We start from the raw sequence: 14292 nt of genomic DNA on the forward strand, positions 1-14292 counted from the left end.
AAACCGGCCCGAGGGCAAATCACCTTTAACTTTCGGCGAAGGAATGGCTAAGATGGCGTGCACCCATCAGCCCGAGCGCCATGTACATCCTGATAGACCATCTCAAGCATGTTCTGAATTTCGTGCGGGTCGCGGACAGCGGCAGTTTCACGGCAGCGGCGCATCGGCTCGACATTTCAACGGCTTCGGTGAGCAAGAGCGTATCGCTGCTTGAAGCGAAATTGGGCGTGAAACTGCTGAACCGCACCACGCGCAACCTGTCGCTGACGGACGATGGCGAATTGCTGCTGCAGCGTTGCCGCCAGATCCTACTGGAAGTGGAAGCCGCCGAAGCCGAGGTAACCGGGGCGAGCGTGATCCCGCGCGGCAAGCTGCGTGTGCATGCGCCGGTAGGGTTGGGCAGAAAGGTCATCATGCCCGCGCTGCTGTCGCTGACCGCGCGCTATCCGGAACTATCGATCAACGCCGATTTCAGCGACCGCATTCCCAATCTGGCCGAAGAGGGACTGGATGCGACCATACGGATCGGCGTCACCGCGGATTCGCGCGTGATCGCCAAGACCTTGTCGCAGCTGCGCTACGTCACGTGCGCCAGCCCCGCCTATCTGGCCAAGCATGGCACGCCGGCCACGCCCGCCGAACTGGAACGACACAATTGCCTGGCCTACGTCCAATGGCAGACCGGCCGATACCATGAATGGGATTTCCAAAAGAACGATGAGCGCTACACGATCACCCCTGCGGGCAATCTGAATGTGAACCATCCGGAAGCCATCCTGGATGCGGTGGTGGCCGGCGCGGGCATCGCCCGCATGGCCAGCTTCATTGCGGAGTCCGCCGTCATGGACGGACGCCTGAAACTGGTGTTGACCGACTGGATGGCGCCTGGCGCGCCGGTCCAGCTGGTCTATCTGCCGAACCGGCACCTATCGCCGCGCATCCGCGCTTTTGTGGATGCAATGACGCAGGCCATGCCTTCCGAATTGCCTTGGGAAAAGGCCATGGGCCTGTAAGGGCACGCCCGCCTGCTACAACAGCAGCGGCGAAATCTTGCTGCCGTCCACCGACACGCCGGCCATGAGACCGCCGTTGTTCAAGACGAAACCGACGATGGGTTGCTGTGCGGTGTTGGTATCGATGCTGCCGTTGACGCCCACGTTGGCCACTGCGACCGTCGCATCCGCTCCGACCGTCCAACCGCTGCTGGCGCGGAACTTGGCCAAGGCATCGTCCGTCATGAACAACACCACCATGGCCTTGGACTGGGCGCCGGCCTGCAAGCCAATAGAACCGCCCGTGATGCTGTAGTACCCGGTATCCGAACCGTTCACGCGCAGCACGCCGGACCCATGCTGGGCTCCCACGATGAAGCTTGCGCTCAATACGCCCGGAAACACCAACACCCCGCGCGCGCGTTCGACCAATTGCCTGGCCTGGGACGAGGACTGATAAAGCTTGGTCAGGGTGGCGTCCGCGGCGGTATCGAGTTCCTGCCGCTTTTCCGCGGCCGTGGCCGCGGATTGGGCGGTGGTCGTGGTGCAGCCGGTGAACACCAGACTGGTCACACCGAGCATCGCGGCGACCATGCCCGCCCGGTATGCCTTGGGGAAAGTATCAAGCATGTAGCGCTCCTTCTCTTTGTTGGACGCCCTTCCGAGTACGCCCGGAAAGAACGTCTCCATCCTACCTGGGATTTTGCGGACCTGGCGCCGTGCAAGCGGAAGGCTGCGTTACCTCCTGTTCCAAGACGGGCAAATGTCATTACACTTGGCCCGCACTTCCCCACTAATTGGCGTGGAGACACATAGCAGAATGCCGCCCTGCGCATTGCATCGTGCACATTTTCTTCAGATGGAATTATGCGTCTGGACATAATCGAAATCGACGCAGCGCGACTCTGCCAGCCCTTGATCAGGCTGCGCCTGGCTCAATCAATTCGGGCACGCCCAATGAAGTGGATCTTGATTTCAATGCTATGCATATTCGCTTCCGGTTGCGGCGTAGTTGCCGCCCCCTGCCGTATTGCGTCTGCCGCCATCAAGATCGTGCCCGTCGTCGGCGACGTCGCCGCGGCACCGACGGATGCTTGCGCGGAAGTTATCGACTGATTGCTGCGACGGCGCGGTGGATCGGAAAGGCAGCCTGAGCGGCGCCCTGCACGTCGTCTCATGAGCCCGGATGTGCAAAAAAACGGGGCACGGGCTGCTCCGAGACCCGCGTCTTCCTTGATTCGAACTCGGCACCGACGGATTACGCACAGCAGCAGCCAGACATCCATTTTCGGAATCAACGCCATGTGGCGGGCCTAGCGGTAGCGCTGCTTACTTCCTGCAGACCACCAGAGCGATGCAGCACATTCCGGCCAGAGTGCTACCCAAGACATAGCCTGCGCGCTTGCCCTTCTCGCCGCCGGAAAGCATCAGCCAGCATGAAAATCCCAGGGTCAGTGAAATGAGCACCCCCATGAGCAGCGCGCGCCATCCGCAGGCAGTTCGCCGGGGGGGATACTCCTGGGCAAGTCTGGCCTTGCTCTTGGATTGGCAAATTGAATGTGGAAGGCCGGTCTTTTTGTCCATCGCACCAGTCAGGCACCCGCCGCCCATCGATATTCCGCGTCCGATCGCTCAAATCTCCTCAACGGAGCTAAATCACGGCCGGACAGCGGGTCCGGATAACAACATCAACGCCATCTTCATATGCACGAAAATCCGAGACAATCGTAGGAATATCAAAAAATAAAGCAGGGCTCGGACGCGTCCGAACCCTGCTTTATTTTTTCGAGGCATGTTGCGGCAAGACATATCAACCACACTCGGCCGGCCAGGCCAGGATCGGTAGCGGATTCTGGCCGCCTGGCTCATGCCGCCTGCAATACCGCAGCACACGAAATTTGCGCCAAGTGCGAGGCTCGAGTCCGCCGGCAGCCGCGAAAGCCTCCTTTGGCAGCGGCCATTGGGTTGTTGCCAGGCGGAGAGCTGCATTGACGCGGTTGTAGCACCAGGAGCGTGAGATCAGAAGATGGTTGGCAAGATCCAGCATCCGGTTGTCGAAGCGCTGCAGCAGTTGCAAGTACGCTGCGGCTGGCGATTCATACGCGGCAGGCTCGTCGTTGCCATCGGAGGTTGCCGCTTCTCGTTCCAACAACGCAGCGAGCGGCTCGAACTGCTCCGCCGCAGCCAACTTGGCAAGTAGCGGGTGCGCACCATCTTTCAAGGCATCGCCTGGTGCATGATCAAGTCGAATCGCATGGCGAACATTGAGCTCGGAATATCGAACAAGCTTCTGGTACAGATAGCTGATGATCTTCTGTTGATACTCAACGCATCCGAACTCTGGAACTATCGCCCTCTCGAGTCTGAGTTCCTCCGCAAGCAACCAAGCCTCGCCCTCAACATCTGACAATTGGTACTCGCCCCGAGAGTGAGCAGAGATGCGTTTCAACGCTGAACGGCAACTACGAAGGAACGTCTCAAACAGGACGTCCGCATCATCGTCTGCGGCCGCTGCTCGGCCTCGCTGTGAGAGCCCCATGCCGACACCATATTCGTCTGCCATCCGTCCGCCTGATCTACCGATAAAGCGACGAATGTCACGAAAAACGAATTGCTCGTCGATCAGCGTCGTCCGAATCCGCCGAAATACGGATAGACGGCTGCTCAAGTTGGGGGAGGGGCACTGGCGCCGATGACGAGATCAAGCTAGCTGCGAAACGGACCGATGTTGCCACAGCGGTTTTCCCTCTGAAGCGGCAAGGGCACCCTCCCTAGTTGTGTCACCACGCGGGTCCGGGTAGCGCCGCCATTAACTGTAACAAAACGATCCAAATATAGACCAGGTTAAACTAATGCGCGCCAAAAAGTAGCAGACCAAGTAACGAGAGAATCGTATGTCCCCTCCAAACGCAGGAAGGCTGGAATTCGCCAATACACTACGTGGCTTTGCCGCCATATCGGTGCTTTTATCCCACTTCGCCGGCATTTTCTGGGTCATGAATCCCCTGATATGCGACCTGCTTGGCGTTCCAAAGCTGGCAACCCTCCCGGAGAGGTCTGATTTCCTGTCATTCGTCGGCGATTACTGCATCGTCCTGGGCCAGTTCGGGGTGGGCATCTTCTTCATCATCAGCGGCATGGTGATTCCGTTTTCCATGCAAAATAGCAGCAAGCGAGATTTCCTGTACAGACGGGGGCTCCGGATATATCCGGTCTATATAGCCGGCTTCTCGTTCGCCATGCTCATGCTATACGCGCTCTCGATGTACAAAGGGAACGGTTTTAACTTCTCATTGCTTGGCATACTTGCCCACTTTGGCATCGTTACCCGCGCGCCAGCAGGCGTGTCCCGTATCGACGGCATAAGTTGGACGCTGGAAGTTGAAATATATTTCTACTTGGTTCTTTGCGTGTTGGGCGCCAAGGCCATGCGGTTTGACTTCCCTCGACACATCATCGCGATGCTCGTGGTTGCATCCCTAGCGAGATGGGCATTCAAATTTGAAGGTTACGCGGTCGGAGTGCAGATTGCGTCCGGCCTGCTGCTACTGCTTGGAATGGCTTACTACTCATTGCTGAACAACAGAGTCACCGCCGCCCAGTTCCGGAGCCTGCAGTTGTTAGTATGTATCCTGATCCCGATCTTATGGCTGTGGATCGCACAACGTGCTGAGTACACCTACCAATGGATGTCCGGATACATGGTCGCCATTGCCGTCTTTCATATTTGCTATCTGCTGAGAACTCGCTTCACGAGCAACAGACTCCTCGGCCATTTCGCCGACATCAGTTATCCGCTTTATGTAGTTCATGCCTTGTTTGGCTACGCCATCATGTATGTACTAGTGGAAATGGGAGCTGAACCTGTGGCAGCCATAGCTGGGGCATCGCTGGCCTCGTACCTGGCCGCACTCGGCATTCATCTGGGAGTCGAGAGACCGTTCTTACGCTGGAGCAAAAGGACGCGCCAAGGTGCCACTTTCGCCGAGGCCAGATTGGGCTCCCCCACTCCCATCAAAACTTGAAGGAAGTGCCTTCCAACTCTGACCCCATCCTCCGAACCAAATGTTGTGCTGGTAGAGATAAGAAATGATAAAAAATATCCCGGCTCTCACAGGTATCCGCGGCTACGCGGCGCTCTGGGTTGTCCTAATGCACTACACCTGGGGAGGAGGCATGAAAGGCGAAGGTCTTTTCATGCAGATTCTGCAATACGGCTTTGCCGGCGTTATCGTGTTTCTTGTCCTGAGTGGCTTCGTGATGGCACATAGCTATCCAGAATTCCGACAATCAATACGCGCCCCAACCTACGGTAGCTATTTCTACAAACGAATAGCCCGCATCTATCCTCTGCATTTGGTGACGCTGCTCGCCTTCCTGGCGCTGGCAGGAGTTGGCTACCCCTTACGCACACCAAATGACACGGCATTCACTTTTGGCTTGAATTTGCTCTTGGTCCAGGCGTGGGGATTTGTGAACGAGTTTTCCTGGAACGCGCTGTCTTGGACTATCAGTGTGGAGATGTTCGCCTATATCTGGTTCCCATTTATCGCTCTAGCCCTGTTCAAGCTTCCGAAGGTCTATTCGGCAGCAGTTGCGGCGTTAATGGTTTGGATTCTCATGGAAAGGCCGAACCTTGCTCTTCTGAAAACTGCCGGAATTGAGACTACCTACATCACCTTGTCCTACGGCAATTTTCTGATTCAGTTCACGGCTGTCTTCATTGGCGGCGTCGCCTTGTACCGTGTTGCTCAAGGTATAGAAAAGCTCCCAATCAAGGTTTCCAACTCGCTGGTGATAGCTGGTATCGCAATCCTAGGGTATGCCTGCACTGTGCCGTTCCGTTCATGGATCTTGATGTGCGGCGCTCTCCTGCTGATCGCCGGCCTGCTCTGTGACAAGGGCTTAGGCCGGCTGCTGTTCGGGAATCGCGTTTCGGTATTCCTTGGCGAAATCTCCTACTCCCTCTACCTGACGCATGTATTGCTCAACGTGGTCATGTCCAGCGAGATTGCGAGCCTACGTCTGGCTGACAAAATTTCGCTTGCCATCTGCACTGCCACGATCTCCTACTACCTGATCGAGCGTCCGTCCCGCAACTTCCTGCGTAAGTTGGGTAGCAGAAAGCCGGAATACGCCCAACCGGCAACAGCCCCGGCTACAGCTTAGGCGTCTGCCAAGCATCTACGACGGCTGGGTTCCGAGTAGCGCATTCCGCATATTTGAATGCCAGCGCCATGTAACGGCGGGCGAAGTCGTCCCAGCTATCGCTGGTCACCTCGGGCACCGGTGGGCACGGCTGTGCCAGGTTGGCTGGCGCCATACCTATGCTTTCACGACCTGCGGCACAGTGCAGCCAGCGCAACGATCAATGCAAAGGTCGATCTGTACACCGTGGGTGCGGCTAGGCCATAAATCAGCGGCAAGCACCAAGCGCCGTGCGCACCTGGCAACCGACGCTATGAAAATGGCGCTTGGAGAGATTGGCAAAAATCCCCCGACAAAAGAAAAGCGCGGGTTGCGTAAACTACCCGCAAACCCGCGCCATTACTTGGTAGGCCCCCCGAGAGTCGAACTCGGCACCAACGGATTATGAGTCCGCTGCTCTAACCAGGCATGAGCTAGAGGCCCAGAAAACGATTACTGCCCTTCCAGGAAGCTCTTGAGCTTATCGGCCCGGCTGGGGTGACGCAGTTTGCGCAGTGCTTTCGCCTCTATTTGGCGAATGCGCTCGCGCGTGACGTCGAATTGCTTGCCCACTTCTTCCAGGGTCTGGTCCGTGCTCATTTCGATGCCGAAACGCATGCGCAGAACCTTGGCTTCACGCGGGGTCAGAGAGTCTAGCACTTCCTTGACCACATCGCGCATCGAACCGTGCAAAGCCGCGTCGGAAGGCGCCAGCGTGGACGTGTCTTCGATGAAATCACCCAGGTGCGAGTCGTCGTCGTCACCGATGGGCGTTTCCATGGAGATCGGTTCCTTGGCGATCTTCAGGATCTTGCGGATCTTGTCCTCGGGCATGTCCATCTTCTGCGCCAGGGTCGCGGGATCCGGTTCGGCGCCGGTTTCCTGCAGGATCTGGCGGCTGATCCGGTTCATCTTGTTGATCGTTTCGATCATGTGAACCGGAATACGGATGGTACGCGCCTGGTCGGCGATGGAACGCGTGATGGCCTGACGGATCCACCAGGTCGCGTAGGTCGAGAACTTGTAGCCGCGGCGGTACTCGAACTTGTCCACGGCCTTCATCAGGCCGATGTTGCCTTCCTGGATCAGGTCCAGGAACTGCAGGCCGCGGTTCGTGTACTTCTTGGCGATCGAGATCACCAGGCGCAGGTTGGCCTCGGTCATTTCGCGCTTGGCCTTGCGGGCCTTGGCTTCGCCGGTGGCCATGCGCTTATTGACGTCCTTCAGGTCCTTCAGCGGCAGCACGACGCGCGTTTGCAGGTCGATGAGCTTCTGCTGCAGTTCTTGCACGGCAGGGATCTGACGCTCCAGCGTTTCGGCGTACGGGTGGCCCGCGGCCACCTCATCGACGACCCACTGCATGTTGGTTTCGTTGCCCGGGAACACCTTGATGAAGTGCGTGCGCGGCATGCCGGCACGGTCCACACACGTGTGCAGGACGGCGCGCTCAAGCTGGCGTACTTCCTCGACCTGCTGGCGCAACGTGTCCGCCAGCTTCTCGACCATCTTGGCCGTGAAGCGGATGCCCATCAGTTCGTTCTGGATGGATTCCTGGGCGCGCACGTAGACGTCCGACTTGTAGCCGTCCTTCTCGTACGAGTGGCGCATCTTGTCGAATTGCTTGCCCACTTCGTCGAACTTGGCCAGGGCCTTCACGCGCAGGTCTTCCAGTTGCTTGCTGGACATACCGCCGGCGGGGCCATCATCGCCTTCGTCTTCTTCGGCCGTGACGCCGGCGCCGGCGTATTCCTCGCCGTCTTCCGGGTCTACCAGGCCGTCGACCACTTCGTCGATCTGGGCCTGGCCTTCGCGCACGCGCAGGATGTGGGCCAGGATCTCGTTGATCGTGGTCGGGCAGGCCGAGATGGCCATGACCATGTGCTTCAGGCCGTCTTCGATACGCTTGGCGATTTCAATTTCGCCTTCGCGCGTCAGCAGTTCCACCGAACCCATTTCACGCATGTACATGCGCACGGGGTCCGTGGTGCGGCCGAAATCGGAGTCCACGGTGGTCAGCGCGGCTTCGGCTTCGTCTTCGACGTCGTCGTCGTTGGAGGCCACCGGCGCGTTTTCGCTCATCAGCAGCGTTTCGGCATCGGGCGCCTGGTCGTAGACCGCGATGCCCATGTCGCTGAACGTGCTGATGATCCCGTCGATCGCTTCTGCATCGACCAGGTCGTCAGGCAGATGATCGTTGATTTCGCCGTAAGTCAGGTAGCCGCGGTCCTTGCCCAGCTTGATCAGCTGCTTCAGGCGATTGCGGCGGGCTTCGTATTCTTCGGGCGTGACGGGGCCGCGGGCGATCAGATCCTTGGGATCTGCCTTGCCGCGCTTGCCGCCGCGCTTCGGCGGCTTCAGATCGGGCAGGACTTCGCCCTCGCCGTCCATCGCGTCATCGAAGCCATCGGAATCATTGTTGGCGTTCTTGGCGGGACGTCCCGGGCGGCGGCCGCTAGGCACGGGGCGCGCGCTGCCCACCAGATCGGCGAGCTTGTCTTCGGCCTTCTTGGCACGAGCCTTCGTCACCTTCTCGGGCTTGTCAGCCGCAGCGGCCTTGGTCACCTTCTTGGCGGCCGTCTTGGCAGCAGGCTTGGCGACCTTCACCGCCGTCTTGGCGGGCGCCTTTTCCGCTGCCATGCTTACGACGCGCTTGGCCGTGGTGGCCTTGGTTTCGGCCGCATCAATTGCAGAGGAGGATTTGCCGGTGGATTTGGTCATAGTCGCTTCCGTGGTCGTCGCAACCCGTTCGGGCATGTTGCACCGCATGAAGCCGCCTTGGACGGCAGCCCAACACGGCGGTTATACGGGTAAAACTGGTGAATCAGCGGAGACCACACGGCTGCGTTGTTCGCAGCGCCAGCTCTTGCGAGCCCGCTTGGCGCCGTTCCGGTGCGATACCGTACTGGCGCCTTGCGTGCATGACCTCATCCTGCGGGGGTTCCCGGGCGTCGAGGGGGGCTGCCTGCCTATAAATAGGCTTTGCTTGCTTATCGGGCCTTGGCCCCAAGCAGCTGAGTAGACACAGCACCCAAACCACTAACGCTACGCGGAGATAACCGCCGCCGAACTGCGTAATTCACCGCTCAGCTATATTAATTAACTATGTAACAAATTTGACGCGCGCATCCGCTTTTATTTCTGCCGTTGCGCGCCCGACGTTCCATTTCTGGAGCGTCCGCCGCGTCCGGATCGCAGGTCCCGCGTCAAACCCTATACATCCATTAGATTCTGGCTGCCGGAATAGATTCCGCCCGCCAGAGGCATTTCGTGTTGTCTACGTATCGCGGCGCCAGGATCACCACTGAATTCAGCAAGAATTAAGCAGAAGTCGACTGCAAGCACCTCGATTCGGCCCCTCAATTCGTAGACGCGCCAGGCCCAGCCCTGTTAAACATCGGCGCCATGCCATCTGGCGCCGCGCCGCCTGAACAACTGCCTGCGCCGCCCCGCCGGCGAAAAAACCTGTACCGGCGGACAACCTTTGATTTTAGCGCATTTAACGCACACCGGCACCTTTCAACGCTGCCATGCGGCTGGAAAGCTCCAGATAGCGCTTTCGCGCTTCTTCCGTGGCCAGCCCCGCCGCAGCGAGCTTGGAGATCTCCTGCTTGGCCGAATCGAACTCGATACGCCGCAAGGCATCGTCCCATTCGGTTTGCGGGTCCGGCAGATCCTCCTGGGACAAGATGTCGGCCCGCAACCCTTTCAGCACGGTGGCCAGATCCGAATCCGGATCCGCCGCCTCCAGCAGGGCGCCGACATGGCGGGCGCCGCTGGATTGCGCCAGCATGATCAGGTCTCTTACAAGACCTAGATGGGGGCCATGGTCGATGACTTCAAGCTGCTGGTCGCCCATAGAGTCGACCAGCTCAGGATGCGCGAGCAGCAGGCCCAGCAGGCGCTTGGCCAGCGACGGCATGGTGCGGCGGCCTTCGAATCCGCCGACGTCGTTCTCTCGCTTGCCTTTCCAGCCACCTTTGCCGCCCTTCCAGTCGCTCTTGCCCTTCCAGTCGCCCTTACCTTTCCATTCCTGCTTGCCGCCACTGCGCTGACCGCCTCCGCCGCCAAAGTCGGAACCCTGGGACGGCAGGTGGACTTGGTCCGCGTAATCGGACTCATCAGCCGGGATATCGTGAAAATCGTGACTGGCGAAGTCGTAGCCCATGTCTGAATGGCTCGCCTCATGCTCCCGCCCTGGCGTCGCAGCCGCGCCGCCATCCCCTCCTGCCGCGCCGGACTTGGGCGCGGGCGCAAAGGGCTTGGCGGGCTGCTGAGCCAGCACCTGGGCCATTTCCTCCGGCGTCAGCTGAACCAGCTTGGCCATTTCCCGCTCGATCTGCACGCGCAGCGCGCATTCGGGAATGGCGGCCAGCAAGGGCTTGGCCTCGTGCAGGCAACTGGCCCGCCCTTCGGCTTCGTTCATATTGTGCCGCGAGGCCAGCTCATCCAGCAGGAAGCGGGATAGCGCCGAGGCCTCCCCCAGGCACGCCCGGAAGGCTTCCGCGCCCAATTCGCGCACGTACGAGTCGGGATCGTGCTCCGAGGGCAGGAACAGGAAGCGGATCGCGATATCGTCGCGCAGCACCGGTAGGCAGGCCTGCAAGGCGCGCCAAGCGGCGCGTCGGCCCGCGCCATCGCCGTCGAAGCTGAAGATGACCTTATCGCTGGCGCGCAACAGCTTCTTGACATGGTCAGGCGTGGTGGCCGTACCCAGCGTCGCCACCGCATTGGCAATGCCTTGCTGCGCCAGACCGACCACGTCCATGTAGCCTTCGACCACAATGACCTGCCCTTCCTGGCGTATGGCCTGGCGCGCCTCCCACAGCCCGTAGAGTTCATGCCCCTTGGAGAACAGCGGGGTTTCAGGCGAATTCAGGTACTTGGGCTCGCCCTTGCCGATGATGCGGCCGCCAAATCCGATGAGACTGCCCCGCACATTGCGGATCGGAAACATGACCCGCTCGCGGAACCGGTCGTAACGGCGCCCGTCCTCGGATTCGATGACCAACCCGGACTCGACCAGGACGGGGTCCTCGTAAGTCGGAAAGACTTGCGACAGGCCGTGGCGGTCGGTGCCCGACCATCCCAGGCCGAAATGGGCCGCGATTTCACCCGTCAGGCCGCGCTGCTTCAAATAACGGATCGCTGCGGGCGATGCCCGCAACTGCTTGAGGTAATGGGCCTGAGCGGCATCCAGCACCTGCGTGTGGCGGGACTCCTCGGCCTTGCGGCGCGCGGATTCCTGCTGCTGGCGTGGACTGCGGTTTTCTTCGGGGACCGTCATTCCCGCCGATGCCGCGAGCGTACGCACGGCATCGGGGAAACTGGCGCCCGTGTGTTCCATCAGGAAGGTGATGGCGCTGCCATGCGCTCCGCAACCGAAACAGTGATAGAACTGCTTGGTGGGGCTGACAGTGAACGAGGGACTTTTTTCGTTATGAAAAGGGCACAGGCCAAGCAAGTTGGCCCCGCCCTTTCTCAACTGCACGTATCGCCCGACTATGTCGACGACGTCGACTCGGGCGAGCAAATCCTGGATGAATGATTCTGGAATCAATAGATTCGGGAATCAAAAATCAATACAGGCGCGGGGGCAGTTGTTGGCTACGGATGCGCTTGTAGTGGCGCTTCACAGCGGCGGCATGCTTGCGCTTGCGCTCGGCCGTGGGCTTCTCATAGAACTCGCGCGAACGCAGCTCGGTGAGCAAACCGGTCTTTTCGATGGTGCGCTTGAAGCGGCGCAGAGCGGCTTCAAACGGTTCGTTTTCCTTCAGTCGAACGATAGGCATAAAGTGATTGGCCTGCTTGTAGGGTAACAAAAGTTGATGACAAACCTGGCTTGCTTACCAGCAACGCTGCGCGGGTCCAGGTACGCGTAAACGGCCTCGTCGATACCAAAATCATACCAACAGAGGCAGGTACCGCGAACGGGGAACCTTGAAAGCGCAACCCAGGCGCCGGACGCTGGTTTCAGCACTGCTTGGCAGCCCTGAACCGCAGGTCCCATCCCGGATTTCCGCTGGCTGTTTCCGTTACCCAAAGACTACCCAAAGAGTAACAAGCCAAGTTCGGTTTAGCGATAACCAGCGATTCTAGCATGATCAAGGCCATTTTGACTACTGAAGGGACAGTCTGGCGCCCTGGGCGGCCAGATTGCCCTCTCCCGCCGGAACGGCCACGCTCAGCTCTTGGAGCCCTTGCGGATCCAGGCCTCGAGCTGATGGGGACGCAGGCTGTCGTAGTCTTCAAAAGGCTGGTGAATCCAGGGATTCGTCGGCAGCTTGTCGACGTAGTAGTCCGGCGTCGCCTGGGAATGGCCCTTCCACCAGAGCACCGCGCTGCGCAGCTCGGTAATATCGGCGAACTGGCTCTTCAGGTGATCGAAGACCTTGTTGAAGGTCTTGCCGGTATCGACCATGTCGTCCACCAGCAACACCCGCCCGGACAAAGTGCCGCGCGTGATGGTGATGAACTGGGCGATATCCATGTCGCCTTGCTTGGTGCCGGCCGCTTCGCGATAGCTGCTCGTGGCCAGGATGCCCAGCGGCACATCAAAAATACGGGACATAACATCACCGACGCGCATGCCACCGCGCGCCAGGCAAAGAATCTTGTCGAACTTCCAACCCGATTGATGCACCTGCAAGGTAAGGCGCTCGATCAGGCGGTTGTAGTCGTCCCACGTCACCCACAGATGGCTGTCATCATTGGTCGGCGTGCTCATAGGCAAGCATCTCCTGCTTAATAAATACGAAAAGGCCGCCGCCGGTATGAGACCGGCGGCGGCCTTGCGAATAATAACCCGATGTCAGCCCTTCAGGGGATGACGCAGCACAATGGTTTCGTTGCGGTCGGGCCCGGTCGACACCAGGTCGATGGGTACGCCGCAGACTTCGGCCACGCGCTCCAGGTAGCGACGGGCCGCCTCGGGCAGCTTGTCGTACTCGGTGATGCCGACGGTGGACTCGCTCCAGCCGGGCAGTTCTTCCAGCACCGGTTGCGCCTGCGCCACCGCGTGCGCACCGTAAGGCAGCACGTCGCGGAATTCGCCATTGACACGGTAGCCGACGCCCAGCTGAATGGTTTCCAGGCCGTCCAGCACGTCCAGCTTGGTGATGCACAGGCCGGTGATGCCGTTCAGGCGGACCGAGCGCTTGAGCGCCGCGCCGTCGAACCAGCCGCAGCGGCGCGGACGGCCCGTGACGGAACCGAATTCCTTGCCGATCGTGGCCAGGCGGGTGCCGATCTCGTCGACCAGCTCCGTGGGGAACGGGCCCGAGCCGACGCGGGTCGTGTAGGCCTTGGTGATACCCAGGACGTAGTCCAGCTGCTGCGGGCCGACACCGGCGCCAGCCGAGGCCGCGCCAGCAACGCAGTTGCTGCTGGTGACGAAGGGGTAGGTGCCGTGATCAACGTCCAGCAATGCGCCCTGCGCGCCTTCGAACAGCAGGCGCTTGCCTTCCTGCTGCATGGCGTACAGGTTGCTCGACACATCCTTGACCATCGGGGCGATGGCCGGCGCCAGCGCCATGGCCTGGTCGCGCACTTCGTTGGCGGAAACCGCCTCGGCGCCCAGGTACTTGGTCAGCACGAAGTTGTGGTAATCCAGCACTTCGGCGAGCTTTTCGTCGAACAGCGCGGGATTGAACAGGTCCTGCACGCGCAGCGCGCGGCGGGCGACCTTGTCTTCGTACGCGGGGCCAATGCCACGACCGGTCGTGCCGATCTTGCCGTCGCCCTTGCGCGCTTCGCGCGCCTTGTCGATGGCAACGTGGTACGGCAGAATCAGCGGGCAGATTTCGGAAATCTGCAGGCGCGAACGCACGTCCAGACCGGCTGCCTCAAGCTCTTCGATTTCCTTGAGCAGGGCTTCCGGGGACAGCACGACGCCATTGCCGATGAAGCAGGTGACGCCGGGATGCATGATGCCCGACGGGATCAGGCGAAGAATCGTCTTCTTGCCGTTGATCCACAGCGTATGGCCGGCATTGTGACCGCCTTGGAAGCGGACCACGCCCTGGACGGATTCCGCCAGCCAGTCGACGATCTTGCCCTTGCCCTCGTCACCCCACTGGGTGCCGATTACGACTACGTTCTTGCTCATGTTACGAAT

11 protein-coding genes and 1 tRNA gene are annotated in these 14292 nt (G+C 59.9%); 4 read left to right on the forward strand and 8 right to left on the reverse strand.

The features are described 5' to 3' along the window. Positions 1 to 80: 80 nt before the first annotated feature. A complete protein-coding gene (locus WBB14_RS08820; protein ID WP_424239488.1) occupies positions 81 to 1013 on the forward strand; it encodes a LysR family transcriptional regulator in 933 nt (310 codons plus the stop codon). A 15-nt stretch (positions 1014 to 1028) separates the two neighbouring features. Here WBB14_RS08820 and WBB14_RS08825 read toward each other — a convergent pair whose 3' ends face one another. Then, positions 1029 to 1622 (reverse strand): BPSL1445 family SYLF domain-containing lipoprotein, encoded by a 594-nt coding sequence (locus WBB14_RS08825; RefSeq protein WP_424239489.1) that lies wholly within the window; start codon positions 1620 to 1622, stop codon positions 1029 to 1031. A gap of 327 nt (positions 1623 to 1949) precedes the next feature. On the opposite strand from WBB14_RS08825, the gene WBB14_RS08830 reads away from it, so the two are divergent. Beyond that, positions 1950 to 2108 (forward strand): DUF6726 family protein, encoded by a 159-nt coding sequence (locus WBB14_RS08830; RefSeq protein WP_424239490.1) that lies wholly within the window; start codon positions 1950 to 1952, stop codon positions 2106 to 2108. A 694-nt stretch (positions 2109 to 2802) separates the two neighbouring features. Here WBB14_RS08830 and WBB14_RS08835 read toward each other — a convergent pair. Further along, positions 2803 to 3660 carry a hypothetical protein gene (locus tag WBB14_RS08835; protein ID WP_424239491.1) on the reverse strand — a complete coding sequence of 286 codons (858 nt, stop codon included), beginning with the start codon at positions 3658 to 3660 and terminating at the stop codon, positions 2803 to 2805. Between the two features lie 226 nt (positions 3661 to 3886). On the opposite strand from WBB14_RS08835, the gene WBB14_RS08840 reads away from it, so the two are divergent. Together WBB14_RS08840 and WBB14_RS08845 are read left to right on the forward strand one after the other, a co-directional pair. Then, positions 3887 to 5017, forward strand: a complete 1131-nt coding sequence (locus WBB14_RS08840) for an acyltransferase family protein (RefSeq protein WP_424239492.1) — start codon at positions 3887 to 3889, stop codon at positions 5015 to 5017. 64 nt (positions 5018 to 5081) lie between these two features. Continuing rightward, positions 5082 to 6161, forward strand: a complete 1080-nt coding sequence (locus WBB14_RS08845) for an acyltransferase family protein (RefSeq protein WP_424239493.1) — start codon at positions 5082 to 5084, stop codon at positions 6159 to 6161. A gap of 383 nt (positions 6162 to 6544) precedes the next feature. Here the strand turns inward: WBB14_RS08845 and WBB14_RS08850 are convergent. From WBB14_RS08850 to WBB14_RS08875, 6 genes are all read right to left on the reverse strand, one after another. Next, positions 6545 to 6623: transfer RNA gene (locus tag WBB14_RS08850), tRNA-Ile, on the reverse strand. 9 nt (positions 6624 to 6632) lie between these two features. Then, complete coding sequence (rpoD, locus tag WBB14_RS08855) at positions 6633 to 8897, reverse strand: RNA polymerase sigma factor RpoD (RefSeq protein ID WP_424239494.1); 2265 nt, start codon at positions 8895 to 8897, stop codon at positions 6633 to 6635. Positions 8898 to 9675: 778 nt separating this feature from the next. Then, the gene (gene dnaG / locus WBB14_RS08860) at positions 9676 to 11736 is read right to left on the reverse strand and encodes a DNA primase (protein WP_424239495.1); all 2061 of its coding nucleotides are present in this window, start codon (positions 11734 to 11736) and stop codon (positions 9676 to 9678) included. 19 nt (positions 11737 to 11755) lie between these two features. Continuing rightward, complete coding sequence (rpsU, locus tag WBB14_RS08865) at positions 11756 to 11968, reverse strand: 30S ribosomal protein S21 (RefSeq protein WP_006218592.1); 213 nt, start codon at positions 11966 to 11968, stop codon at positions 11756 to 11758. Positions 11969 to 12360: 392 nt separating this feature from the next. Further along, entirely contained in the window at positions 12361 to 12903 is a 543-nt protein-coding gene (locus tag WBB14_RS08870; protein WP_013392836.1) for a phosphoribosyltransferase, read from the reverse strand. 84 nt (positions 12904 to 12987) lie between these two features. Then, the gene (locus tag WBB14_RS08875) at positions 12988 to 14283 is read right to left on the reverse strand and encodes an adenylosuccinate synthase (RefSeq protein ID WP_013392835.1); all 1296 of its coding nucleotides are present in this window, start codon (positions 14281 to 14283) and stop codon (positions 12988 to 12990) included. Between the last annotated feature and the right edge of the window lie 9 nt (positions 14284 to 14292).

This window comes from Achromobacter sp., assembly GCF_049647645.1.
In the GTDB taxonomy this organism is placed as follows: Bacteria; Pseudomonadota; Gammaproteobacteria; order Burkholderiales; family Burkholderiaceae_B; genus Achromobacter.